This is a genomic window from Micromonospora sp. NPDC002389 (assembly GCF_040296095.1).
GTDB lineage: Bacteria > Actinomycetota > Actinomycetes > Mycobacteriales > Micromonosporaceae > Micromonospora.
This window is the reverse complement of record NZ_JBEOWP010000026.1, coordinates 1-23,955: the sequence shown is the minus strand read 5'-3', so window position 1 is coordinate 23,955 and position 23,955 is coordinate 1. Positions and strand designations below refer to the sequence as shown.

Genomic DNA, 23,955 nt, shown 5'->3' with positions numbered 1-23,955 from the left:
CGCCCATGCCGAGTCGAGGAGGGCGCGATGAGGACGGTCGTGTACGAGCGCACCGGCGACCCCACGGTGCTCCAGGTGGTGGACCGGCCGGTGCCGGAGCCCGGGCGGGGTGAGGTGCTGGTCCGGATCGCCTGCTCCGGGGTGAACCCGACCGACTGGAAGGCCCGCCGCCAGGCAGTGCCGCCGACGGGCGGGCAGACGCCCGGGCAGGACGGCGCCGGGGTGGTCGAGGCGGTCGGCGAGGGCGTCGACCGGGAGATGGTCGGCGAGCGGGTGTGGGTCTGGGAGGCCGCCTGGCAACGGCCGTGGGGCACCGCCGCCGAGTACACGGTGGTGCCGGTTCGGCAGGCGGTACGCCTCGGCGACGCCTCCTTCGAGCTGGGCGCCTGCCTGGGTATCCCGTTCCTGACCGCGCACCGCTGTCTGACCTCCGGCGAGTACCTGCCGGACAGCCTGAGCCCGGGCGCGTTGAGTGATCACACGGTGCTGGTGCAGGGCGGGGCGGGTGCGGTCGGCAACGCGGCCATCCAACTCGCCTCCTGGGCCGACGCCTGCGTGATCGCCACGGTCAGCAGTGCCGAGAAGGCGCAGCTCGCCGCAGCCGCCGGAGCCTCGATAGTGATCAACTATCGGAAGCAGGACGTGGTCGAGGAGGTCCGCAAGGTCGCGCCCGACGGGGTCCACGGCATCGTCGAGGTCGCCCCGGCCCGCAACGCCGCCACCGACGTACGCCTGCTGCGGCCCGGCGGCGTGGTCTGCGTCTACGCCGACGACGGCGGTGGCGAGGTGACCCTGCCGGTCGGGCCGCTGCTGGTGCCGAACGCCCGGTGGCAGTTCGTGATGGTCTACACCGTGCCGAAGGCGGCGAAGGCGCAGGCGGTGGTGGACGTGGCGGCGGCTGCCGCCCAGGGCGGGATCCGGGTGGGCGAGGAGGCGGGTCTGCCGCTGCACCGCTTCTCACTGTCGGCGACCGCCGACGCGCATCGCGCGGTGGAGAACTCGGTCGTCGGGAAGGTCCTGGTCGACACCAGCGAATAGCGCCTGAGCTGGGATTATTTCCCCATCGCCGGGACAGACGCGAACAAGTTTCGCAATACTGACTGTGCGGGTCGCCCCGCAAGGAACGGGTGGCCCCGGCGCGGTGCGAACGCCGGGGCCACCCACCGGGAGTGAGGTCTTCGAGAGCCGCCCACTCCTAACGGCGATGATGCGCCCGGAAACGTTACGGCGTGGCCGGTTCCGGCACATCCACCGCGAGAACCCCCGTACTTTGTCCGGGTGAGCATCTCCTGGGCTGATTCGTACGTCGGGCAGCTACGCGCCCTGGCCGGCGACCGGACACTGATGTTCGTCGGCGCGCGGGCCGTGGTCCGCGACAGCTCCGCACGGATCCTGCTGATCCGACGCTCCGACAACGGGCAGTGGGCGATGCCCGCCGGCGCCATGGAGTTGGGCGAGTCCATCGCCGACTGCGCCGTGCGGGAGGTACGCGAGGAGACCGGACTGCGCGCGCTGCGGGTCAGCGCGTTCGCCCTCTACACCGGACCCGACCGCACCAACACCAACATGTACGGCCACACGTACCAGATCTTCACCACCGCGTTCCGGGTCGAGGAGTGGGACGGGCGGCTGGACCGGGTCACCGAGGAGACCACCGACGCCGGCTTCTTCCACCGCGAGGCACTGCCGCAGCCGCTCTCCACGAGCGTCCTGGAGACCCTCGCCGACCTGGACGTCTTCGAGCAGACCAACCGCCTGATCCTCAAGTGACCCCGCCGCCGTGGTGGTGGTGAGCGAGTCATCGTGGCGGTGTGGCTGTTCCCGCGTCGGCGTGTCGAGCAGCCACACTGCCACGATCAGGGGCCACGTCAGAGCATTGTCTGGGATTTCGCTTCCATGTCGGCGGCGGCCTCGGGCTTCGAGGAGCGGTCCAGGGGCTTGCCGCCGGGGGCCGGGCCCTCGCCGCCGAGGCCGTCAGTGCCGCCGGTGGCGCCCTCCGGGCCGGCGCCGCGTAGCCGCTCGTTCGGCAGGGCCAGGGTGAGCAGCACCGCCACGATCGCGATCAGCCCGGTGGTCAGGAAGACCAGGTGCAGGGACTCGACGAAGGCCACCTGGACGGCCGCGCGTACCGGGGCGGGCAGGGCCAGGATCGTCGCCGGGTCGTCGACCGACACTCCGGCGCCACCGGTCGGGCCCACCGCCCCCCGCTGCTCCGGGGACAGTTGCGCGACCGCCGCAGGCAACCGGTCGGACATCTCGGCGGCCAGCCGGGCGGAGAGCACCGCGCCGAGGATGGCCACCCCGAAGGATCCGCCGAGCGACCGGAAGAACGTCGCGGACGAGGTGCCTGCGCCCAGGTCCCGCAGTGAGACGGAGTTCTGTACGGCGAGGACCAGCGACTGCATGCAGAGTCCCAGCCCCACGCCGATGACGGCCATGAACCCGAACGCCACCCACAGCGAGGTGCCCACCTGCAACCGGGTGAACAGCAGCATCCCGACCAGCAGCACCACCGAGCCGGTCACCGGGAACCACTTGTACCGGCCGATCCGGCTCATCGCCCGGCCGGTCAGCACCGAGGTGATGATGATGCCGGCCATCATCGGCAGCATCAGCAGACCGCTGCGGGTCGGCGAGGCGCCCTTGACGATCTGGAGATAGAGCGGGATGAAGATGATCGACCCGAACATCACCAGACCGAGCACGAACCCGGCACCGTTGGCCAGGGCGAAGGTGGCGCTGCGGAACAGGCGCAGCGGCAGGATCGGCTCGGCCACCCGACGCTCCTGGAGCACGAAGGCGACGGCCAGCACGGCACCGACGACGAAGAGGCCGATGATCGCGGCGGAACCCCACGGATAGGTGTTGCCGCCCCAGCTCAGCGCCAGCAGCAGGCTGCTCACCCCGGCGACCAGCAGCAGCGCGCCGAGCCAGTCGATCGAGTGCTTCCGCCGGGTGAAGGGCACCAGCCGGATCACGCGCGAGCAGACCACGATGGCGAGGATCGCCAGCGGCACGTTCAGATAGAAGATCCAGCGCCAGTTGGTCTCCGCGAAGTAGCCGCCGACCAGTGGCCCGGCCACCGACGCGATACCGAACACCGCGCCGAAGACACCCTGGTAGCGGCCACGCTCCCGAGGCGAGACCACGTCCGAGATGATGGTGAAGGCGAGCGTGATCAGACCGCCCGCGCCCAGACCCTGCACACCTCGGGTGACGATCAGTTGGGTCATGTCCTGGGAGAGGCCGGCCAACAACGAGCCGAGCAGGAACGTCCCGATCGAGAACAGGAACACCGGGCGGCGTCCGTACAGGTCGGCCATCTTGCCGTACAGCGGGGTCGAGGCGGTGGAGGCGAGCAGGTACGCGGTCACCACCCAGGAGTAGTGACTGATGCCGCCCAACTCGCCGACGATGGTGGGCAGGGCGGTCCCGACGATGGTCTGGTCGAGGGCGGCCAGCAGCATGCCGGTCATCAGGCCGAACATCAGCAGCCGGAGCTGCCCCTTGCTCAGCACCGGCTCCGGGTGGCTCTCCGTGGTCATTGCGCCCGTTTTCCCGTACCACCGGAAACATGCCCGGGACGGACGAAGCAGGTGCTCGGGTCAGTGCCGACCCTCGGCGAACCGCCGGTCGGGCAGGTTTGACCCGGAGCGGCAAGGGGATCCGCCGGCATGGCACGAGCAGCAGCGGAACAGCTCCGGCTCGCCGACGTCGTGCAGAGCTGGCTCGGGCGCCCGGTCCTGGTGATCGGCGACGCCATGCTCGACGAATGGCGGTTCGCCGACTCCGACCGGCTGTGTCGGGAGGCCCCGGCCCCGGTCCTCACCCTGCGGCGACGCATCTCGGCGGCGGGCGGCGCGGCCAACACCGCAGTCAACGTCGCCGCCCTTGGCGGTCGGTCGGTGCTGGTGGCACCGGTCGGCGCCGACGTGGCCGGCGACGAGCTGCACGACTGTCTGGACCGGGCGGGCGTCTGGGACCGGACCGTCAGCCAGCAGGGACGTCCCACCCCGGTCAAGCGCCGGATGCTGGCCGGCGATCAGATCCTGCTCCGCGAGGACTCCGGCGACCCGGACGACCCGCTCACCGACGTGGGCGTGGACTGCCTGCTCACCGCCCTCGACTGCGCGACCGAGGAGCTGCGGGCCGCCGCCGGTGGCGCGGCTCCCACGCTGGTGATCTGCGACTACGGCCTGGGCGCGCTGCCGGCACCGGTACGCGCCTGGCTGGTCGCACACCGCAGCCGGTACGCCACCGTCGCGCTGGACGCGCACGACCTCGCCGACTGGCGTGGCCTCGCCCCGACCGTGGTGACGCCGAGCTTCGCCGAGGCGAGCCGACTGCTCGCCCGCGCCGGCACCGCCGGGCTGATCGCCGCCGACACCCCGACCGACCTGCACCTGGAACACCCCGAGGTGGACCCGACCGACGGACCGTCGGAGCTGACCATGGGCACCGCGCCGGGCGGGTTGCGGCGTACCGACGGGCCGACCGGTGAGCCCACGCCCGGTGAGGGCCGGGTCGCGATGACCCGCGACGGGCTCAGCGTGACCGGCACCGGAGTGACCGTGAACGCCGACGCCGGAGCCGGTGTCGACCGGGCCGTCCTGGCCGAGTCCCGGCTCGCGGAGTTGCGGGCGCACACCGGCGCGGACGTGGTCGCGGTGACCCTGGACACCGACGGTGCGGTGGTGGGCGGTGCCGAGGGACGACCCGCCCGCAGCCACAGCACACCCGTACCGGCCAGCCACGCGGTCGGCGCCGGTGACGCGTACCTGGCGACCATGACGCTCGCGCTGGCCGCCGGTGCGCCGCTGCCGACCGCCGCGCAGCTCGCCCAACTCGCCGCGACCAGCACCGTCGCCGGTACCGGCACCTGTGTGTGCCGCCGCGACGACCTGCTGGCCGCACTGGGCCGCCCGACGCCCGGCGGCTCGGCGCTGGTCGGCGCCGAGGGCCTGACCGGGATCATCGCGGAACATCGGCGGAACGGTCGCTCGATCGTGTTCACCAACGGCTGCTTCGACGTGCTGCACCGGGGCCACGTGCGGTACCTGGAACAGGCGAGCGCCCTCGGCGACCTGCTGGTGGTGGCGGTCAACTCGGACGACAGCGTCCGCCGGCTCAAGGGCGCCGACCGGCCGGTCAACCCGGTGGAGGACCGTACCGCCCTGCTCGCCGCGCTCTCCTGTGTCGACCACGTGGTCGTCTTCGAGGAGGACTCGCCGGCCGGTCTGATCGAGGCCGTCCGCCCCGACGTGTACGTCAAGGGCGGCGACTACCCGCCCGACCTAGTGCCCGAGGCGCCGCTGGTGCAGCGGCTGGGCGGGCAGGTCCGCACGCTCGGGTACGTGCCGGACCGCTCCACCTCCGCGATCATCGACCGGATCCGCGCCCACGGCCAGAGCGCCGCAGTCGGCTCGGTCGACACAGTCGGCTCGGTCGACACGGCCGACGCAGTCGGCACGGGTGGCACGGGTGGCACGGTCGACACGGCCCGCTCGGGCGGGACGGTCGGATCGGGCGACACGGCCCGCTCGGGCGGGACGGTCGGATCGGGCGGCTCGGTGGACGAGGTGGGTGCGGGCCGGGCGGTCGCTGCGGGTGGCGCGGTCGCCGCCGGTCAGGAGGTCGCCGCCGGTCCGGGCGGTGTGGCCGTACCCGGTGCTGGCGTCCCACCGACCACCGGCAAGGCGCCGTGAACCGACCGCTCGACACCGGCGACCACGCGGACTTCCGCGCCGACCGTCTGCTCGACGTCCTGGTCCCGACCCGGGACCGGCCCGCCGAACTCGCCGTCACCCTCTCCGGGCTCGCCGCTCAGGAGGGGGTGCCGGGGTTCGGGGTGGTGGTCAGCGACCAGTCCGACGGCGACCCCGGGTACGCCCACCCGGCGGCGGCCACCATGGTCCGCGCCCTGCGGTATCGCGGGCATCCGGTGCTGCTGACCCGTCGGCTTCCCCGGCGTGGGCTGGCCGAACACCGGGCCGCCCTGCTCGCCGCGTCCGCCGCCCGGTACGTGCTCTTCCTCGACGACGACGTCTGGCTGGAACCGGGCACGCTGTCCCGGCTGGTCACCGCGATCCAGGAACTGGGCTGCGGATTCGTCGGCAACGGTGTGCACGGACTGTCGTACCTGGACGACGTACGCCCGCAGACGCACCGGCACTACCGGGAGTGGAGCGGCGCGCCGGTGCCCGAACGCATCCGTCCGGGCACCCCCGAGTGGGACCGGGCGCAGATCCACTCGGCGGCGAACCTGCTGCACGTCACCGAGGCACTGGAGGTGCCGACGGGGAGCTGGCGGGCGTACCAGGTCTCCTGGATCGGCGGCTGCGTCCTGTACGACCGCGCCAAGCTGGTCGAGTGCGGCGGTTTCGAGTTCTGGCGGCGCGTGCAGGAGCGCCACCAGGGCGAGGACGTCGCCGCCCAGATCACCGTGATGGCGCGGTACGGCGGTGCCGGAGTCCTGCCCAGCGGGGCCTACCACCTGGAGTCACCGACCACCGTCACCGAACGCGACGTCGAGGCATGGGAGGTGCTGATGTAAGGAAGGGACCCTTCCTATACACGAGGCGTTAGTAGGGGTCCCCTCCCTACATCCGGGCTCAGCGGAACAGCAGTTCGCGGGCGGCTTCGAGGACTTCGACGACCGGTACGTCGGTGACGAAGGAGTCCCGGTGCTGGCAGTCGCCGTCGCCGGGGCGGTGCGGATAGATGCCGGGCGTGCAGTCCACCCCGCAGACCGGGCAGTGCACCGTCCACGAGGTGATCGGCCGGTGTCGCCCGCGCAGCCCGGTGGCGGTGGTGATCAGGTTGCCGACCCAGAAGATGCCGACCGTGGCGGTGCCGACCGCACCGGCGAGATGCAGCGGGCCGGTGTCGTTGGAGATCACCAACTCGCAGTCGGCGTAGCAGCCGGCGAGCCCGCCCAGGCTGAGCGTGCCCACCTGGGGACGGACCGGAACTCCGGCCGCCACCACCACCTGGTCCACCACGTCCTGCTCGGCCGGGGTGCCGGTGACCAGCACCTCGTACCCGTCGGCGTGCAGCATCCGGGCCACCCGGGCGAACCGGTCGGCGGGCCAGCGGCGTCGGGTGTCGGTGGCCCCGGGGTGCAGGGCCACCCGGGGGCGCGCCGGTTCGCCGAGCACGGTGCGAGCCTCGGCGCGGTCCGTCTCGGTCACCGCCAGCGTCGGGGTGATCGTGGTCGCCGGGGCGCCCACCAGCGCCACCGCTTCCAGGTAGCGGATCACCTCCGGCTGGTAGTAGACGTACCGCAGCCACCGGTCCAGCGGTGGGGCGTCCTCGGCGCGCAGTCCGGCAGTCACCCGGGCACCGAGCGCGGCGACCAGCGGGTTCGAGTTCGCCCCGCCGCCGTGCAGTTGCAGCGCCAGGTCGAAGCGCTGCTCGCGGGCGGCGGCCAGGAAGTCGACCATGCTCGACTCGGGTTCGCCGGGGCCCGCCGCCCGGATGCCCGGCGCCGGTGGCACCACCTCCACCCGGTCCACCGGGCCCGGCCGGTCGGTCCACAGCTCCGCGTGCCACGGCGCGCCGAGCAGCACGATCTCCGCCCCCGGGTACGCGGTCCGCAACGCGTCCAGCGCCGGCAACACGAAGATGAAGTCACCGAGAGCGTTGGCCCGCAACACGGCGATCCGGGCCACGTCGGGCACCAGCCCGGTGGCCGGGGCGAGCAGATCCGGGGCGGCCACGGCAGGGGGTTACCGGTCGTACTCGCCGGGGGCGACATCCGGCTGGTGGAGTTCCCGGTCCGCCGCCGGGTCGACACCCCGGGCGGCACCCGTGGCGGTCGGGTACGGGCCGGTGCGACCGACGGTGATGGTGCGGGGCGCGGGCCGGGTCGCCCGGGGCAGCCGTACCCGCAGCAGGCCGTGGTCCATCACCGCGTCGATGCCCTCCGGGTCCACCCGCGACGGCAGCGGTATGCGGTACTCGAAGCCCCGCGTCTCGAATCCGCCGGGGATGCCGTGATCGGCGTTGACCTCGGCCTCCGTCCGGGCCCGTACGCACAGTTCGCGGTCGTCCAACTCGACCGCCACCTCTTCGGGCGCGACGCCGGGCAGCCGGACCAGCACCTCCCAGCCGTCGGGGATCTCGCCCAACTCGACCTCGGGCGGCCCCGGGCGGCCACCGAGCAGTCGACTCAGCTCGGCGCGCAGCGACTGCAACTCGCCCATCGGATCCCAGCCCTGCTGACCGCCGCGCCAACCGCGGGTCACCGCAGACCACCTGTCGGCTGGCCGGCCGGTGCCGAACGGAGCGAACTCGGCGCGTCGAGGTGGGCGTCCCGGTCGACACCGACGCCGAGCCGGTCGACGAGTTCACCGCCCAGCCAGGCGCTGACGCCGAGGATGCCCAGCGCCACCACCTCGATCGCGATCAGTGCGCCACCGGCGGCCCGCGAGTCGGCGTTGAGGCGTACCACCCAGACGGCGGCGAAGAGCAGGATCACCGCGAGGTTCGCCACGGCGTGGGTGATGCCCACCCGCTTCGCGCGGGTTCCGGCGGGGATGGCCAGCAGGTCGAACGCCCCGGCCACTGCGGCCAGCAGGCCGCCGACCAACCCGACGGTGATGTTCCAGTACGCCACCTCGCCGAGGAAGCGTGGTCCGCCGAGCGTGTCGATCAGGTCGAACAACACGGCGGTGACCAGCAGGGCCACCGGGAACATCACCAGCATCGGATGCACCGGGTGGCCCAGTATCTTGAGTCGACTCTCCATGCTCCGGGCCTCCACTGCTCGGGTCGTTGCGCCGTCGACGGCTCGTGTCACGGCCACACCCCCGCCCATCAGGGGACAGCTCATCACAGTAGGCGCGCCTACACTGACCGTGGCGGTTTCTCGCCTGGATGCCGCCACCGGGTTCAACTTCACGGGGAGGCACACAGTGACGGCAGAGATCACCTCGCTGGCGGAGTTGCGGGAGCTGCTCGGCACCCCGACACCTCGCGCCGCCGACAAGGAACGCACCACCCTGCACGAGCGCGACCGGCAGTGGCTCGCCGCGTCGCCGTTCTGCCTGGTGGCCACGGCCGCGGCGGACGGCGCCTGCGACGTCTCGCCCAAGGGCGACCCAGCCGGCTTCACCCTCGTGCTGGACGACCGGACCATCGCCATCCCGGAGCGCCCCGGCAACAAGCGGGCCGACGGCTACCGCAACATCCTGGAGAACCCGCACGTCGGGCTGATCTTCCTGATCCCCGGGCGTGGCGACACGCTGCGGATCAACGGGCGGGCCCGCCTGCTGCGCGACGCGCCCTGGTTCGACCAGATGGTGGTCAAGGGGCACCGTCCGGTGCTCGCCGTGGTGGTGGAGATCGAGCAGATCTTCTTCCACTGCGCGAAGGCGTTCCTCCGCTCCGGGCTGTGGCAGCCGGAGAGCTGGCCGGCGGACCCGCTGCCCAGCACTGCTCGCCTGATCAAGGAGGTGCAGAACCCGGTGGAGACCCTGGCCGACCTGGAGCGCCACTACGGCCCGGAGTACGCCCGCAAGCTCTACGCCTGACCGGCCCCACCGGCGGCGTCGACCATCCACAGGTGGCCGTCCGGGTCCGCGAAGGTGCCCGTGTAACCCCAGGGCTGCGGCCCCGGCTCGGTGACCACCTCCGCACCGGCGTCACGCGCGCGGGAGACCAGGCTGCCGACCTCGGCCGGACCGGCCACGGTCAACCCGAGTACGCACTCGCTGTGCCGGCGGTCGGCCACTTCCCGGCCGCCGAGCACCCAGCCGAAGCCACCGGTCGGCACCAGCATCAGGCGCAACCCGGCGTTGACCTCGAACTGCAACGGCTCGGGCAGGCCGTCCTCGGCCGGCTCACCGATCGTGGGCAGACCGAGGACGTCCCGGTAGAAGTCGTGCGAGACCTGCCGGTCGGCGATCGGCAGGCTGACAACGACTGGTGCGTACGGCACGGCAGGACCTCCGACTGTCTTCGCGAGCATGGTGCCGTCGAGTATGGGCGCCACCTGTGACACGGGGCGGGAGCTGCCGCCGGGGAGTCGGACCCGTGCCCCGCCCCGGCTCCTCGACGTCCACCACAGCAGCGCGCTCGTGCGGTTTTGGACCCCACGAGCCTTCCCGCCGTCCCCTCAGTGCCAGATCCCGCACGCTCGTGCGGATTCTTGACTCCCCTCGTTGTTGCGCTTCGTTGTGCCCTCTTCGGTGGTCCGGGATGTACCGATCGGTGGTACCGCGTGAGTCGGTGCGTGGTCACGATGGCCGGATGCATCCTCACGACCCGTACCAGCAGCAGCCGCACCAGCAGCCGCACTATCCGCCGCACCAGTACCCGCCTCAGCCGCCGCCGATGGTGTATGTCCAGCAGCAGCCGAGCAAGGCCGCTGGTCTCGGGGGGTGGGCGATCGTCTTGTGGATCGCGTTGCCGGCGATGCTGATCGCGCTGTGCTGTGCGGGGTGCCTGCTGACCGGGTCCTTCTCGGCGTTCATGGAGGGTTTCAACGAGGGCTTCAACGAGGGCGTGTCGAATCCGTAGTGCTGTGGTGGCGACTCCCGGGCTCGAACCGGTGACCTCTGCGTGAAGGCATAGGAAAGGGCCTCTGGCTCCCGGGATTCCTCCCGAGGCCAGAGGCCCTTCCAATCGAGCCGCCTGACGGAATCGAACCGTCGACCTACGCATTACGAGTGCGTCGCTCTAGCCGACTGAGCTAAGGCGGCAACGATCGCCAAGTGTACGGCACGCACCAAGCCGGGGCGGAGCGGGATTCCCCGGACTCGGCGAACCGGACAACGGGCACGTTCGGGGTCGGCACGCCCCACCGTGCGGCGCTACGCTCCGGCGGGTGACCGACGACCACATCCCCCGAGACGAACCGGTCGACCCTCCGCCCGGTGACGGTACGCGTCCCGAAGCCCACACCGAGCCTGCGACCGAGCCGGAGCCGGCCAGCGGTCGGGCGGCGCCGCTGGGGCCGTACGCCGAGGAGGCGTCCGGGGGGCGGGCGGCGCGACGGCCGCGCAGCACCGATCCGCTGGAGCTGGGCTTCACGCCGCGTAAGCCGGTGCCGTGGCTTGCGCCGTTCCTGCTGATCAGCACCGGTCTGCGGACGTTGTTGGCGGTGCTGTTCGGGGCGTACCTGGACAAGCGGGAACTCCAGAAGGCGCTGGACGCGGAGGTCGCCCGTGAGGTCGGGCCGGACGGCGGGCTCTGGCTCGACTACGTGGCCGACCTGGGCGACGGGTTCAACGCCACGTACTCGGTGGCGTACCTGCTCGCGCAGCGGGAGCTGGAGGTGGACGGGCACCGGCTGCCCCGGGCGCAGACCCTGGTGATGGGCGGTGACCAGGTCTACCCGTCGGCCGCGTACGAGGCGTACGAGGACCGGTGCAAGGGGCCGTACCAGGCGGCGCTGCCGACCACGCCGCCGGAGCAGCCGACGATCTTCGCGGTGCCCGGCAACCACGACTGGTACGACGGGCTGACCGCGTTCCTGCGGTTGTTCGTCCGCACCCGGGACCGCCACTTCGGCGGCTGGCGGACCGGCCAGTCCCGCTCGTACTTCGCCGCCGAGCTGCCCGCCGACTGGTGGCTGCTCGGACTCGACGACCAGTCCGGCTCGTACGTCGACGATCCGCAGCTCACCTACTTCGACGCGGTGGCGGAGAAGCTGGGCCCGCAGAGCAAGGTGATCCTGGCGGTGCCGGCTCCGGCCTGGGTGAAGGCCGTCGACCAGCCCACCGCGTACGACTCGATCGACTATTTCATCCGGACCATCGTCGCGCCCACCGGCGCCCGGGTACGCCTGCTGATCTCCGGCGACCTGCACCACTACGCCCGCTACACCGGGCCGGACGGCCGACAACTGGTCACCTCGGGCAGTGGCGGGGCCTACCTGTACCCGACGCACAAACTGCCCGAGAAGATCGAGGTGCCGCCCCGGGACACCCTGGCCCGACGGTCCAGCCCCTCTCGCGCGTACGAGCTGGCCGCCCGCTACCCCGACGCGGCCCGCTCCCGCCGGTACGGCTGGGGGATCTTCGGCCGGTTGCCGCTGCGCAATCCCGGCTTCTCCACTCTGCTGGGCATCCTGCACACCCTGCTGATGCTCTCCATGGCCGGGGTGACCGACTTCCGTGCGGAGGCCTCCGAGCAGCGGCTGTTCAGCGTGCCGCTGGTGGCGATGGTGCTGGTGACCGTGCTCGCGGCGGCCATGTTCGCCAAGCCGCCCAGTTCCAGCGGCAAACGGCACGCCCGGCACTGGCTGCTGGGTGTCGGGCACGGGCTGGCCCACGTCGGGTTGGGAGCCGCCGGCACCTGGGCGTGGCTGTCGCTGCCCTTCCACGACTGGCCCTGGCCGCTGCCCGCAGTGGCCGCCGCCACGGTCTACCTGCCGGTGATCGGTTTGGTGGCCAGTCAACTGGTGGCCGGGTACCTGCTGGTCGCGAGCGCGTTCGGGGTGAACGTCAACGAACTCTTCGCTGGGCAGGGCATCGAGGACGCCAAGGGCTTCGTGCGGATGCGCATCGACCCGGACGGCACGCTCACCCTCTATCCGATCGCGGTCGACCGGGTAGGCCGCCGGTGGCGCGTCAATCCCGACGACTCCCCCGAAGCCTCCTGGCTCGCCCCGGCCCGTCCGCTGCGTCCCCGCCTGGCCGAACCTCCCGTCGTCCTGCGCTGACCGCACCGACGAGGGCGGTGGGCGCGTCCGCCGCCCTCGTCGGTGGTCCAGGAGGAGGTCGGTACGGAGGGCTCGGCGGAGCGCTGTGCTCAGGTTCTCGGAGAAACCGTCACATGCCGGAGGATGTCGTCGACGACGCTGCTCAACGGCGCGGTGGCGTCGATCAGGACGCCGCTGCTGGGGATGTCCTCCCTCGTCCGGTGCAACCGTTCGATGAGCGCGCGTTCCGCCGGTCGTCCGCCCCACTCCTCGGTCGGCCGCGCGTCGAGCCGCCGCCGCAGGGTCTCCAGGTCGACGTCGAGGACGAAGACGCCGTCGAAGAGGTCGATGAACTTGGAGAAGTTCCGGGACCCGCCGCAGAAGAAGGTCAGCGGCTCGTCGTCCCGGGCGACCAGGGCCCGTACGTCCTCGATCCGCCAGATGTGGTGCTCGTGCCCGAAACCGTCCACCGGCTCACCGGTCTCCGGGTCGCCCTGGTACGCCAGCTCCCGGTCACCGTTGACGGCATGATGACCGCGTCGTTGCAGCTCCTTGCAGACCGAGGTCTTCCCGGTGCCGGAGACACCCTCGACCAGATAGTTCCGCACACCCATCGCGGCAGGATAGCGAGCGGGGCACGGCAGGCGCCGTCCCCGCACGGGTCACCGCCGGGGCGCCACACCCTCCGGGCCGGACTGGTCGCGGCTGTCGTAGGCGCGGCGTGAACCGCACACGTCGGCGCGGGAGCACAGGGAGCGCGAGCCGTCGGCGTCCAGGCGTACGGTGACGGCGTCGCGGGGCACGCTGTGGCCCACCACCCGGCCCTCACCCTTGGGGGTGGAGACGCGACTGCCGACCTCGGGCGCGGACTCCTGGAATTTCGCGTACAGGGGATGTTCGTACTTGAGACAACACATCAGCCGGCCGCAGGCACCGGAGATGCGCAGCGGGTTGAGCGGCAGATCCTGGTCCTTGGCCATCCGGATGGTGACCGGCTCGAAGTCGTTCAGGAAGGTGGCGCAGCACAGGTCACGCCCGCAGGAGCCGATGCCGCCCTGCACCCGGGCCGAGTCGCGGGCCGACAACTGGCGCAGCTCCACCCGGCAGTGCAGGGTCGCCCCGAGGTCGCGGACCAGGGAACGGAAGTCCACCCGGTGCGGCGCGGTGAAGTAGATGGTGCTGCGCTCGCCGCCGCCGTCGGCGCTGCCGAGCACGTGGTCGATCGCCACCACCTTCATCGGCAGGCCGTGCTCCCGGATCAGCCGCTTCGCCGCGACCTTCGCCTCCGCCTTGCGACGCCGCAGCGTCTCGTCCCGGCGCAGGTCCTCCTCCTGCGCCAGCCCGGCCAGTCGGGGGAAGCCCTCGGTGTCGTCGCTGACCCACTGCGCGGCCCAGACGCACTCCGCCACCTCGGGCCCGTCGTCGGTGGGCACCAGCACCTTGTCGCCGACCTGCGGTCGGAAGTCACCCGGGTCGAGGTAGTAGAGACGCCCGTACCGCTGGAAGCTGACCGCGCAGAGCATGCCCATGCTCCTCACCCTACGACGCGCCGCCGGTTTTCCGTCGGGCCGAGGTGAGGGGTGACCGCACCGCGTAATCATCCATGACTGTCGACTCGACCGATCCCGTGCCACCTACCGGTACGACGATGGCGGACCGGACGGCTGAATCCTCCGTCACGGGCGGGACAAACGAGGCGCGACAGCGTTGAGTGTGGGGACAGACCTGCGGGGGGTGCAGGGAAGTCACGGCGCCGCCGCGAGGGCCTCACCGGGCACCCGCGTGCGGCGCCGTGCTGCGTGCCGGCGCACCCGCCCACCCGCCGAGCCCGACCGACGGCCGTGAACCGGGATAGTCCGGCCGCCCGGGCTGCTACCAGCCGACGCGGGTTGTCGACCCGCCCGGGGCGGTGCCGGGGCGGAACCGGGGCGACGCCGCGCGCATCGGGGACTCGGCCAGGCTCGGGGCCCACTGCCGCAGCAGCGTCTCCGCCCCGTCGTACGCGACGCAGAGCACGGCCAGCACCCGGGCCGCGATCTCGGCGGCGGCAGGCGTGCCCGGCGACGAGGGCCCGGAATGCGGCGACTCGCGGGTGATCGTGGTGGCCGCGACCACCGAGACCGCCTCGGCCGAGCCGATCACCTCGGCCAGGGTGCGGGCGACGGCGAGCCGGCTGCCCTCCACCCAGTCGGCGAGGGCGTCGGCGTACCCGGCGGTGGCTTCCAGCCGCCCCACCAGGCTCTCCGGGCCGTCGTCGAGGTGGCGCAGCAGCATCGTCCGGGACTGCCCGTACGCGGCGGCGGCCGGCCCGGACCAGAGCAGCGGATCGGTCAGCGTGGCGCAGGCGTGGTCGTACCCGTGCACGTGCCGGCGCACCGTGTGCCCGGCACCGGCCAACGGTGCCGCCCGCAGGTCGAGGAAGCTGCGCAGGGCGTCGCCGGGCAGCACCTGCATCCGGCGCAGCAGCGGCCAGACCCGGTGGCCCTCCGGAACCCCGGCGGCGAGCAGGGTGTCGACCCGGCGCAGCAGGTCCATCCCGGGCTCGGCGAGCCGGTCCAGGGCGTCCATCACCTCTCCCCGGCCAACCGGCGGGAGGCGGCGGAGTCGGTGTCGGAATACCGGTCGGCGGCCTGGCGAAGCGCGGTCGCCGTCGCGGACAACTGCGCGGCGGCGGCGTGCGCCTCGCGGGCCCGGTCGCCGGTGGCGTTGACCCACTGCCGGTGCAGCGCCCGCCCGATCTCACCGGGCCGCCCGGGCGCGTCCGCGCCGAACGAGACCTGCGCGGGGTCGGCGGCGGTGACCGAGCGGGACAGCGCGGTCAGCGTGGCGCTCGCCTCGTCGAGGCGTGCGGCCAGGGCACGAAGGGTGTCCATCTCACGCCCCCGTCAGTGGCCGGTAGGCGGTGAACGTCTCGTTGTGCAGCTTCTCCCGGGCCCACTGGGCGGCGTCCGCCGCAGCGGTCACCGCGGCCCGCACCGAACCCGCGACGTCGCGCGGCTGGCGGGTGTGCAGCGGGCCGAGGAAACGCACGTCGGTGATCCGGCCACCGGCGGTCACCACCACCTCGACCAGTCCGTCCGGCGACCGGACGGTGACCTCGACCGTCGCCACGGCCTGGTCGAACTCGGCCTGGAGGGACTCGATCCGGCGGTAGCGTCGGACCGCCTCCTCGATCCACGCCTCGTCGATCTCGCCCCGCGGCATCAGCGGACTCCTCCCCAGCCGTCCTCACTGTGCGTACCGCCGCCGTCACCACGGCACACCGGACCGTACCGCACCAGAATTGGGCGTGTCGATGCCTGCGCGGATCCCGGAGCTGACCGCCCCGTCAGGACTCGGCATCCGGTGGTGCGCGGGGGTCAGCCCTTCCAGAGGGCGAGCATCATCGACTCGACCGCGATCCGGGGCTTGACGTTCGACTCGATCGCGGACCGGCAGGCGAGCACCGCCTCCAGGCGCCGCAGCGCCCCCTCCGCCTGCCACTTGCGGGCACCGGCGTCGGCCAGGTCGGCGGTGTCGGTGTGCACCGGCGCCACCGGCGCCGCCCAGGCGACGGCGAGTGCGTCCCGATAGAAGGCGGCCAGGTCGACCAGGGCCCGGTCCAGCGCGTCCCGCTGGGCCCGGGTCGCCCGGGACTTCTGGCGTCGTTCCAGCTCCTTCAACTGGCCGGCGGACCCTCGGGCGGCGCCCGCCGCGCCCCGGCCGGTGCCGCCCGCGCCGAGCGCGGTCTCCAGCGCGGCGCGCTCGGCCGCGTCCAGCTCGGCCACGGACGCCTCGGCCTCCGCCTCGGCCGCCTCGATCAGCGCGGACGCCGCGTCGAACGCGGCACCCACCCCGGTCAGCCGACGCGGCACCGCGAGCACCGCGTCCCGCCGCGACCGGGCCTGCGGATCGCCGGCCAGCCGCCGGGCCCGCCCCACGTGCCCCTGGGTGGCCGCCGCCGCCCACCGGGCCACGTCGGGCGCGATGCCGTCGCGGCGTACCAGCACCTCGGCGACCGCCTCGGCGGACGGCTGTCGCAGCGGTACGACCCGGCAGCGCGACCGGATGGTCACCGAGATGTCGTCCGGGTGGGTGGACGGCGCACAGAGCAGGAAGACCGTCCGGGGCGGCGGTTCCTCCACGGCCTTGAGCAGCGCGTTGCCGGCCGCCTCGGTCAGCCGGTCGGCGTCCTCGATGATCACCACCTGCCAGCGCCCGCCGGACGGGGTGCTGGCCGCCCGGAGCACCAGCGCCCGCATGTCGTTGACGCCGATGGAGAGTCCCTCGGGTACCACCAGCCGCACGTCGGCGTGGGTGCCGGCGAGCGTGGTGTGGCACCCCGGGCAGGTGCCGCAGCCGGTGCCGTGGACGCACTGCAACGCGGCGGCGAGGGCGCGTGCCGCCACCGACCGCCCCGATCCCGGCGGCCCGGTGAAGATCCACGCATGGGTCATCCCCGCGCCCGGGTCGATCCCCGGGGGCGTACCGTCGCCCTCGTCCGGGCCGTCCGGGGACACCGTCGGCCCGGTGGTGTCCGGGCCGTCGGCGGCACGCAGCACCGCGGCGGCGGCCGACGCCGCGCGGCGCAGCGTCTCCACCGCCTCGTCCTGCCCGACCAGGTCGGCGAAGGCGTCCGGCATCAAGTTCGCTCCGTCGTCACCAGCTCCGATGGGGATAACTCGGGCTGGACCGAGGTGTCCGGACCGTTCGCCGGGTCCGGGTGGTCGATGCCGCCGGGGGCACCGAGCAGCTCCTCCACCCGGCGGGCCACCCGCTCGGCGATCTCCTCGGCCGGACGGGAGCCGTCGAGCACCAGGTACCGCTTGGGGTCGGCGGCGGCCAGGTCGAGGAAGGCGTACCGGACCCGCTCGTGGAAGGTGACCGACTCGGCCTCCAGCCGGTCGGCGGCCTGGCTCCGCGCGGCCACCCGGGACAGCCCGGTCCGCGGGTCGACGTCGAGCAGCACCACCAGGTCGGGCTTGAGCCCACCGGTGGCCCAGGAGGAGAGCCAGGAGACCTCGTCGACCGGCAGGGTACGACCGGCGCCCTGGTATGCCAGGGACGAGTCGACGTACCGGTCACTGATCACCACCGCGCCCCGGACCAGGGCGGGACGGACCACGGTGGCCACGTGGTGGGCCCGGTCGGCGGCGTAGAGCAGGGCCTCGGCGCGCGGTGAGGGCGCCTCGTCGCCGGTGGTGTCCAGCACCATCGACCGGATCCGGGAGCCGACGGCGGTCGCGCCCGGTTCCCGGGTCACCACCACGTCCCGCCCGTCGCCGCGCAGCCGCTCGGCGAGCTGGGCGAGCTGGGTCGACTTGCCCGCGCCCTCGCCGCCCTCGAAGACCACGAAGAGCCCGGCCGAGACGAACGGCTCGGCCGGCATCAGCGGGCGACCCCGGATCGACCCCCACAGGTCGGCCAGGACCGGTACGCCCTTCTTGTCGTCCATCTGCCCGAACGCGCTGATCCCGGCGAAGATCCCGGCGGCACCGGCGACGAGCAGCAGCAGCCGCGTCGAGGAGACCGAGATGCCCAGGTCGGCGATCTCGAACGTACGGGAGCCGCCGACTCCGGCGAGCAGGCTGCCCAGCGCGATGGCCAGGATCAGCACCAGCCGGGTACCGATCTGCACCACCGCGAAGACCCGGCCGCGTACCTCGTCGGCGACCTCGCCGCCGAGCAGCGTGGTGCCGGAGAGGAAGGCCATGCCGGCCCCGGCGCCGACCAGGATCGCGCCGACCAGCGCCATGGACAGGTGGAAGGCGAAGGCAAGCGTCATCACCGAGGCGCTGGCCAGCACGATGCTCATGCCGAACCAGCGCCGCCGGGACATGTCCCGGACGATCATCGGACCGAGCCCGATGCCGAGGGCGAGGCCCACGAAGATCGCGCCGAACAGCAGGTAGAACGCGGCGTCACCGGCGCCGAGCGAGGCGGCGAAGAACCGGGCGGTGCCGATCACGATGCCGCCGCCGGCGAAGGCGCCGAGGATGCCCAGGACCAGCCCGCGTACCAACGGGGTCTGCCCGATGAACCGCCAGCCCTCGGCGAACTGGCGCAGCATGCTCTGCTCGGTGCGGTCCTGCTCGTCGGTCTGGCCCTGGCTGATCTCCTTGATGCCGAACGCCACCACCAGGGCGGTGGCGAGCCGGGAGAACGCGTTGAACCAGAGCGCGAGTTGGGCCGGTTCGGCCCAGGAGGGCATCTCGCCGCCGGTGGCCGCCCGGATGACGCCGTCGAGCGAGGAGAGCACGATCGCGGCGAAGACCGGGGTGAGGCCGTACGTGGTGATCAGGGTGAGCTGGTTGGCGGTCTCCAGCCGGGCCCGAGGGATGAGGTTCGGGACCGCGGCCTCCTTGGCCGGGATCCAGAGCAGGGTGACCGTCTCGATCAGGAACGTGGCGATCGCCGCCCAGCTCACCACCCGCGCGCCGCTGGCACCGGTGAGTGCGTACAGCGGGATGGAGGCGAACAGCACGAACCGCAGCACGTCGCAGATGACCATGGTCCAGCGGCGGTCGAACCGGTCGGCGAGCACCCCGGCGAACGGGCCGAGGACCAGCGCGGGCAGCAGCCGGATGGCGATCACGCCACCGAACGCGGCTCCCTTGGCAGTGTTGCCCTCCACCTGCGCGGCGGCGAAGACACTGGTGGCGAGCAGGCCGAGCCAGTCGCCGAAGGAGGCGGCACCGAGCACGATCCAGAGCCGACGGAACGGGCGGATGCGCAGCACCGAGCGGATCGCGCCGTAGCCGGACAGGTCGGCCTGGGCGGCGGGTGGACTCTTCGGGTCGGCGGTCTGGCCGGCGGCACCGCCGCCGGGTAAGCCGGTCGTGTCCCGGCCGGATGTCCCGGCGGGCTGGTCCGTGGACGGCGACACGCCGGACGACTCGCCGTTGAACTGGCTTTCGATGGCCGTACCTCCACGTGCCGGCCCATCGCTGGGCACCCCCGGTGGAACACTCTAGTCCCGACGGGGACCTCTCCCCGTCGCGCATCACCTGCTCGCCGAGCCTAGGACGCGGTTGCCAACCCGATCCCGGCCGGTCAGATGCGAGGGTGTTTCGCATTCACCGTTTCACAGTTAGCGTGCACACGTGGCCACCGACAGCGATAACCTGCGCCACCGGCTGGACCGGGCGACCGCGCACCTCGACCCCCCGTACGCGGTGGTGGATCTCACGGCCTACGACCACAACGCCGCCGCGTTGACCTCGCGGGTCGCCGGCAAGCCGCTGCGGATCGCCAGCAAGTCGCTGCGCTGCCGGGACCTGATCGCCCGCGCGCTCGCCCGCCCGGGCTGGCGGTCGGTGATGGCGTTCACGCTGCCCGAGGCGATCTGGCTGGTCCGGACCGGGGTCACCGCCGACGTGCTGGTGGCGTACCCGACCGCCGACCGGGGGGCACTCGCCGAGCTGGCCGCCGATCCGGCGCTGGCGGCGGCGATCACGCTGATGGTCGACGACGCCGACCAGCTCGACTTCTATGACACGGTGACTGCCCCGGGCCACCGCCCGGAGCTGCGCGTCTGCCTCGACCTGGACGCCTCGTGGCGACTGCTGGGCGGCCGGGTGCACGTCGGGGTCCGCCGCTCGCCGGTGCACACCGCCCGGGCGGCCGGACGGCTCGCCGCCACCGTCGCCCGACGAACGGGATTCCGGCTGGTCGGCCTGATGTCGTACGAGGCACAGATCGCCGGCCTGGGCGACGCCCCGCCGGGGCAGGCGGTGCTCGGCGCCGCGATCCGGGTGGCCCAGCGCGGGTCGTACCGCGAGTTGCTGGCCCGCCGGGGTGCGGCGGTGGCCGCGGTACGCGAACACGCCGACCTGGAGTTCGTCAACGGCGGCGGGACCGGCAGCGTGGCCGCCACCAGCGCCGATCCCGCGGTCACCGAGGTCACCGCGGGATCGGGCCTGTACGGGCCGACGCTGTTCGACGCGTACCGCACCTGGCGGCCCACCCCGGCGGCGTTCTTCGCCTGCGCGGTGGTCCGCCGACCGGCACCCGACCTGGCCACCGTGCTCGGCGGCGGCTGGATCGCCTCCGGTTCCGCCGCCGACAGCCGACTGCCCCGCCCGTGGCTGCCGACCGGCCTCAAGCTGCTCGGCGCCGAGGGTGCCGGTGAGGTGCAGACGCCGCTGACCGGCGCGCCGGCCGCCACCCTGCGCGTCGGGGACCGGGTCTGGTTCCGCCACGCCAAGTCCGGCGAGCTGTGCGAACGGGTGAACGAGCTGCACCTGGTCGACGGCGACCACGTGGTGGGCACCGTACCGACCTATCGGGGCGAGGGACACGCCTTCCTCTGAGCAGGCCGCACCGGGACCACGGCGAGGTTCTCCGCCGGAGTCGTGGCGAGGTGTGCTCGGAGCTGCCGATCCGGCGGGCCGGGCGGGTTCCCCGCGGGCTACGTCGCCGGGTCGGGTGAGGTCAGGCGCGCTGCTTGGCCGACGACTCGGCGGACTCGGCGATCTGGTCGTCGCCCGGCTTGGCGGGCTGCCCGACCGGCCGGCGGCCGGTGTCGCCCCGCGCCTCCATCTGACGGTGCAGGTACTCCCGGATCAGCGCCTTGGCCTCGATCAGCACCCGGTCGTCACCGTCCGCCGTGCGGCGGAACGCCAGCTTGATCAGGGAGTCCGCCGCCTCCACCGCGATCTCCAGGTGGAAACGCAGGTCAGGAACGTCGGCGAGCCCGAACCGCTCGGTGAGCACCCGGGCCAACTGGTCGGCGATCACCCCGTTGTTGTCGCGCTGCTCGTCGAGCAGATGCAGGTCGACCACGTCGCCGAAGTGCAAGGTACGGAAGCCGGGAACGGTGCGGTGCATCGTGATGTACTCGTCGATGCCCGCGTCGACCCCGTCCCACCAGTGTGTCAGGTCGTCCGAGGCGAAGCGTTCGTCGAGCCGCTGGAGGTAGGACTCCATCGTGCGCAGCGTGAGCGCCTGCACGATCGCCCGCTTGTCCGGAAAGAACTGGTAGACCGATCCGATCGCCACCTCGGCCCGCTCGGCGAGCAAGGTGGTGGTCAGCCCTTCGTACCCCACCTCGTCGACGAGCTCGGCGCAGGCGTCCAGCATCCGCTGGACGCGCGCGACGCTACGGCCCTGCACTGGTACGCGACGCAATGGGCCGGTCGTGGCGGCTGAAGTTGACACTCGCCACCCCCCTTCGACGGATGAACATATCTGCACGTCACGAGTTCGTGACTACCGGTATAACGAGCGGATGTCGATTGCGGTATTTACCAGGAAGAACGTTCCTGATATGAACTCGGTTCATATTCATCTTGAGGAGCGCGCCATGGTCGGCACCGGACGCACCCCCACCGCCTGGTCCAACTGGGGCGGCAACCAGCACAGCGTGGCGACCGCCGTCCTGCGCCCGACATCCGTCGCCGAGGTGGCCGAGCAGGTGCGCGCCGCCACCGCCGCCGGTGAACGGATCCGGCCGGTCGGCAGTGGACACTCCTTCACCCCCGTCGCGGTCGCCGACGGCCGGCGGATGGACCTGAGCCGACTAGCCGTCGACGTACGCGTGAACACCGATCGACGCCAGGTCACCGTACCGGCCGGGATGACGCTGCGGGAACTGAACTCACTGCTCGCCACGCACCACCTGGCGCTGCCGAACCTCGGCGACGTCGACGCGCAGACCGTGGCCGGCGCGATCTCCACCGGCACCCACGGCACCGGCGCCGGATACGGCGGACTGGCCACCTTCGTCGAGGCGCTGACCCTGGTCACCGGCACCGGCGAGATCCTGCACTGCTCCACCGAGCAACACCCCGACGTGTTCGACGCGGCCCGGATCTCGCTCGGCGCCCTCGGCGTCCTGGTCGAGGTAACCCTGCGCTGCGTGGACGCCTTCGTGCTGCGGGCCCACGAACGACCCGAACACCTGGACACTGTGCTCACCGGACTACCCGACCTGATCGAGCAGCACGACCACGTCGAGTTCTTCTGGTTCCCGTACACCACCCGGGTGCAGCTCAAGACCAACGACCGGACCACCGCCGACGACCGACCGTTGCCCCGCTGGCGCAGTTGGCTGGACGACGACTTCATGGCCAACAGCGTCTTCGCCGCCGCCTGCCGGCTCGGCCGCACCGTACCGGCCCTGGCCCCGCCGATCAGCGCCGTCAGCGCGCGGGTGCTCAGCGAGCGGGCCTACACCGGCCGCTCCGACACGGTCTTCTGCACCCCGCGCCGGGTCCGCTTCACCGAGATGGAGTACGCACTCCCGCGCGACGCCCTTCCCGAGGCACTCGACGCGCTACGCCGGATCATCGACAAACTGCCGTTCAAGGTGCTGTTCCCGATCGAGGTCCGCTTCACCGCCGCCGACGACATCTGGCTGTCGCACTCGTACGGCCGCGAGTCGGCGTACATCGCGGTGCACCAATACGTCGGGACGCCGTACGAGCCGTACTTCCGCGCCTTCGAGCAGGTGGCGACCGCCCTGACCGGACGCCCACACTGGGGCAAGCTGCACTGGCGCGACGCCGCCTCGCTGGCCGACGCCTATCCGCGCTGGTCGGAGTTCCAGCAGGTCCGCGCCCGACTCGACCCACACCGAACCTTCACCACCCCATACCTGGACACCCTGCTGGGCCGCCACCCCACGACCTGAACGACCCACCGATCCTGGCAGGGTGAGCGATCCTGACGCTTCACAATGCTGAAGAGGTGCGATCGTCACGGGACGTGACTTGGTGGATTGCGATCTCGCCGAAACCGATCTTGGTACGAAAGCACCCTTCCGGGGGCTGCCCTTTCGGGGGGCTGCCCTTCCGGGGGTGCTTTCGTGCCAAGATCGGGACCGTGCGTGCCGCCCGGGGACCGTGCGTGCCGCCCGGGGGGCGTCCGACGGTGTGCACCGGGTCCGCACACCCCTCGCGGCTCATCATGATCCGCACAACTTCACGGATACTGCTGCCTCAGGCGCCCTCGGAGACAGCAGTATCGCTGAAGTTGCGCGGATCTTGCCCCGTCCACGCGCAAGCGCACCGCCCACACGCTGACGCCCGCGTTGATCAAGGAGTTTTGGTCTCGGAGGAGCAGGTCTGAAGGCGCAAACTCCTTGGTCAACTCCGCCAGACCGGCCCATCGGGGGTGCGTCGCCCCGCACGGGACGGTCTGTGGGGAGTGCCGCGCTGACCGGGGGCGGGCCGTGGGGTGAGCGTCGGGTCTTCTGCCCGTGTCGCAGCTTCGTCCGGCCCAGCCGAGCCCAGCCCGGGTGTCGGCTCCGCCTGAAAACTGACCCCGTGGTTCCGGTTGAATTTTGACCCCTTCCGGAAGCATCGGGAGGTGCTGAGCGTGGAGGACTG

Annotated in this window: 21 protein-coding genes, 1 tRNA gene and 1 pseudogene; 9 read left to right on the top strand and 14 right to left on the bottom strand. The window is 72.3% G+C overall.

Annotated elements, in window-relative coordinates; translation table 11 throughout:
- The first annotated feature begins 27 nt into the window (after positions 1-27).
- Both ABT008_RS29155 and ABT008_RS29150 read left to right on the top strand, forming a co-directional pair.
- Positions 28-1,038, top strand: a complete 1,011-nt coding sequence (locus ABT008_RS29155; protein WP_350700322.1) for an NADPH:quinone reductase — start codon at positions 28-30, stop codon at positions 1,036-1,038.
- Positions 1,039-1,278: 240 nt separating this feature from the next.
- Positions 1,279-1,770, top strand: a complete 492-nt coding sequence (locus ABT008_RS29150; protein ID WP_350700320.1) for an NUDIX domain-containing protein — start codon at positions 1,279-1,281, stop codon at positions 1,768-1,770.
- Positions 1,771-1,868: 98 nt separating this feature from the next.
- Here the strand turns inward: ABT008_RS29150 and ABT008_RS29145 are convergent, their stop codons facing one another.
- Entirely contained in the window at positions 1,869-3,545 is a 1,677-nt protein-coding gene (locus ABT008_RS29145; RefSeq protein WP_350700318.1) for an MDR family MFS transporter, read from the bottom strand.
- Between the two features lie 129 nt (positions 3,546-3,674).
- Between ABT008_RS29145 and rfaE2 the strand changes: the two are divergent.
- Positions 3,675-5,420 (top strand): annotated as a pseudogene (gene rfaE2, locus ABT008_RS29140) (D-glycero-beta-D-manno-heptose 1-phosphate adenylyltransferase); the annotation flags it as partial.
- Between the two features lie 281 nt (positions 5,421-5,701).
- A complete protein-coding gene (locus ABT008_RS29135) occupies positions 5,702-6,553 on the top strand; it encodes a glycosyltransferase family 2 protein (protein WP_350700316.1) in 852 nt (283 codons plus the stop codon).
- Positions 6,554-6,611: 58 nt separating this feature from the next.
- On the opposite strand, the gene ABT008_RS29130 is transcribed toward ABT008_RS29135, so the two are convergent.
- The 3 genes from ABT008_RS29130 to ABT008_RS29120 are packed head-to-tail and all read right to left on the bottom strand — an operon-like array spanning position 6,612 to position 8,749.
- Complete coding sequence (locus ABT008_RS29130) at positions 6,612-7,718, bottom strand: glycosyltransferase family 9 protein (protein ID WP_350700314.1); 1,107 nt, start codon at positions 7,716-7,718, stop codon at positions 6,612-6,614.
- A gap of 9 nt (positions 7,719-7,727) precedes the next feature.
- A complete protein-coding gene (locus ABT008_RS29125; protein WP_350700370.1) occupies positions 7,728-8,204 on the bottom strand; it encodes an Hsp20/alpha crystallin family protein in 477 nt (158 codons plus the stop codon).
- Between the two features lie 38 nt (positions 8,205-8,242).
- Positions 8,243-8,749 carry a DUF2231 domain-containing protein gene (locus ABT008_RS29120; RefSeq protein ID WP_350700369.1) on the bottom strand — a complete coding sequence of 169 codons (507 nt, stop codon included), beginning with the start codon at positions 8,747-8,749 and terminating at the stop codon, positions 8,243-8,245.
- 166 nt (positions 8,750-8,915) lie between these two features.
- On the opposite strand from ABT008_RS29120, the gene ABT008_RS29115 reads away from it, so the two are divergent.
- The gene (locus ABT008_RS29115) at positions 8,916-9,533 is read left to right on the top strand and encodes a pyridoxamine 5'-phosphate oxidase family protein (RefSeq protein ID WP_350700312.1); all 618 of its coding nucleotides are present in this window, start codon (positions 8,916-8,918) and stop codon (positions 9,531-9,533) included.
- On the opposite strand, the gene ABT008_RS29110 is transcribed toward ABT008_RS29115, so the two are convergent.
- The gene (locus ABT008_RS29110; RefSeq protein WP_350700310.1) at positions 9,524-9,940 is read right to left on the bottom strand and encodes a VOC family protein; all 417 of its coding nucleotides are present in this window, start codon (positions 9,938-9,940) and stop codon (positions 9,524-9,526) included. The genes ABT008_RS29115 and ABT008_RS29110 overlap by 10 nt on opposite strands.
- Before the next feature lie 311 nt (positions 9,941-10,251).
- Between ABT008_RS29110 and ABT008_RS29105 the strand changes: the two genes are divergently transcribed.
- On the top strand, positions 10,252-10,521 hold the full coding sequence (locus ABT008_RS29105; RefSeq protein WP_350700308.1) for a hypothetical protein: 270 nt from the start codon (positions 10,252-10,254) through the stop codon (positions 10,519-10,521).
- Positions 10,522-10,629: 108 nt separating this feature from the next.
- Here ABT008_RS29105 and ABT008_RS29100 read toward each other — a convergent pair.
- Positions 10,630-10,703, bottom strand: a tRNA-Thr gene (locus ABT008_RS29100).
- 125 nt (positions 10,704-10,828) lie between these two features.
- On the opposite strand from ABT008_RS29100, the gene ABT008_RS29095 reads away from it, so the two are divergent.
- Positions 10,829-12,667, top strand: coding sequence for a metallophosphoesterase (locus tag ABT008_RS29095; RefSeq protein ID WP_502890517.1), 1,839 nt, complete (start codon positions 10,829-10,831; stop codon positions 12,665-12,667).
- Positions 12,668-12,756: 89 nt separating this feature from the next.
- Here ABT008_RS29095 and ABT008_RS29090 read toward each other — a convergent pair whose 3' ends face one another.
- The 7 genes from ABT008_RS29090 to tmk form a co-directional block, all read right to left on the bottom strand.
- Positions 12,757-13,260 (bottom strand): AAA family ATPase, encoded by a 504-nt coding sequence (locus ABT008_RS29090; protein ID WP_350700306.1) that lies wholly within the window; start codon positions 13,258-13,260, stop codon positions 12,757-12,759.
- 48 nt (positions 13,261-13,308) lie between these two features.
- A complete protein-coding gene (locus tag ABT008_RS29085; protein ID WP_350700304.1) occupies positions 13,309-14,175 on the bottom strand; it encodes a PSP1 domain-containing protein in 867 nt (288 codons plus the stop codon).
- A gap of 343 nt (positions 14,176-14,518) precedes the next feature.
- Positions 14,519-15,214, bottom strand: coding sequence for a hypothetical protein (locus tag ABT008_RS29080; RefSeq protein ID WP_350700303.1), 696 nt, complete (start codon positions 15,212-15,214; stop codon positions 14,519-14,521).
- Complete coding sequence (locus tag ABT008_RS29075) at positions 15,214-15,519, bottom strand: type VII secretion target (RefSeq protein WP_350700301.1); 306 nt, start codon at positions 15,517-15,519, stop codon at positions 15,214-15,216. Before ABT008_RS29075 ends, ABT008_RS29080 begins: the two co-directional genes overlap by 1 nt.
- 1 nt (position 15,520) lies before the next feature.
- Positions 15,521-15,850 carry a YbaB/EbfC family nucleoid-associated protein gene (locus ABT008_RS29070; RefSeq protein ID WP_350700299.1) on the bottom strand — a complete coding sequence of 110 codons (330 nt, stop codon included), beginning with the start codon at positions 15,848-15,850 and terminating at the stop codon, positions 15,521-15,523.
- Positions 15,851-16,005: 155 nt separating this feature from the next.
- Positions 16,006-17,268 carry a DNA polymerase III subunit delta' gene (locus tag ABT008_RS29065; RefSeq protein ID WP_350700297.1) on the bottom strand — a complete coding sequence of 421 codons (1,263 nt, stop codon included), beginning with the start codon at positions 17,266-17,268 and terminating at the stop codon, positions 16,006-16,008.
- On the bottom strand, positions 17,268-19,328 hold the full coding sequence (gene tmk / locus ABT008_RS29060; RefSeq protein WP_502890519.1) for a dTMP kinase: 2,061 nt from the start codon (positions 19,326-19,328) through the stop codon (positions 17,268-17,270). Before tmk ends, ABT008_RS29065 begins: the two co-directional genes overlap by 1 nt.
- A gap of 400 nt (positions 19,329-19,728) precedes the next feature.
- On the opposite strand from tmk, the gene ABT008_RS29055 reads away from it, so the two are divergent.
- Entirely contained in the window at positions 19,729-20,937 is a 1,209-nt protein-coding gene (locus tag ABT008_RS29055) for an amino acid deaminase/aldolase (RefSeq protein WP_350700295.1), read from the top strand.
- A gap of 121 nt (positions 20,938-21,058) precedes the next feature.
- Here ABT008_RS29055 and ABT008_RS29050 read toward each other — a convergent pair whose 3' ends face one another.
- A complete protein-coding gene (locus tag ABT008_RS29050; protein ID WP_350700363.1) occupies positions 21,059-21,706 on the bottom strand; it encodes a TetR/AcrR family transcriptional regulator in 648 nt (215 codons plus the stop codon).
- Positions 21,707-21,929: 223 nt separating this feature from the next.
- Here ABT008_RS29050 and ABT008_RS29045 point away from each other — a divergent pair, with 223 nt between their 5' ends.
- A complete protein-coding gene (locus ABT008_RS29045; protein WP_350700293.1) occupies positions 21,930-23,258 on the top strand; it encodes a D-arabinono-1,4-lactone oxidase in 1,329 nt (442 codons plus the stop codon).
- The last annotated feature ends 697 nt before the right edge of the window (positions 23,259-23,955 follow it).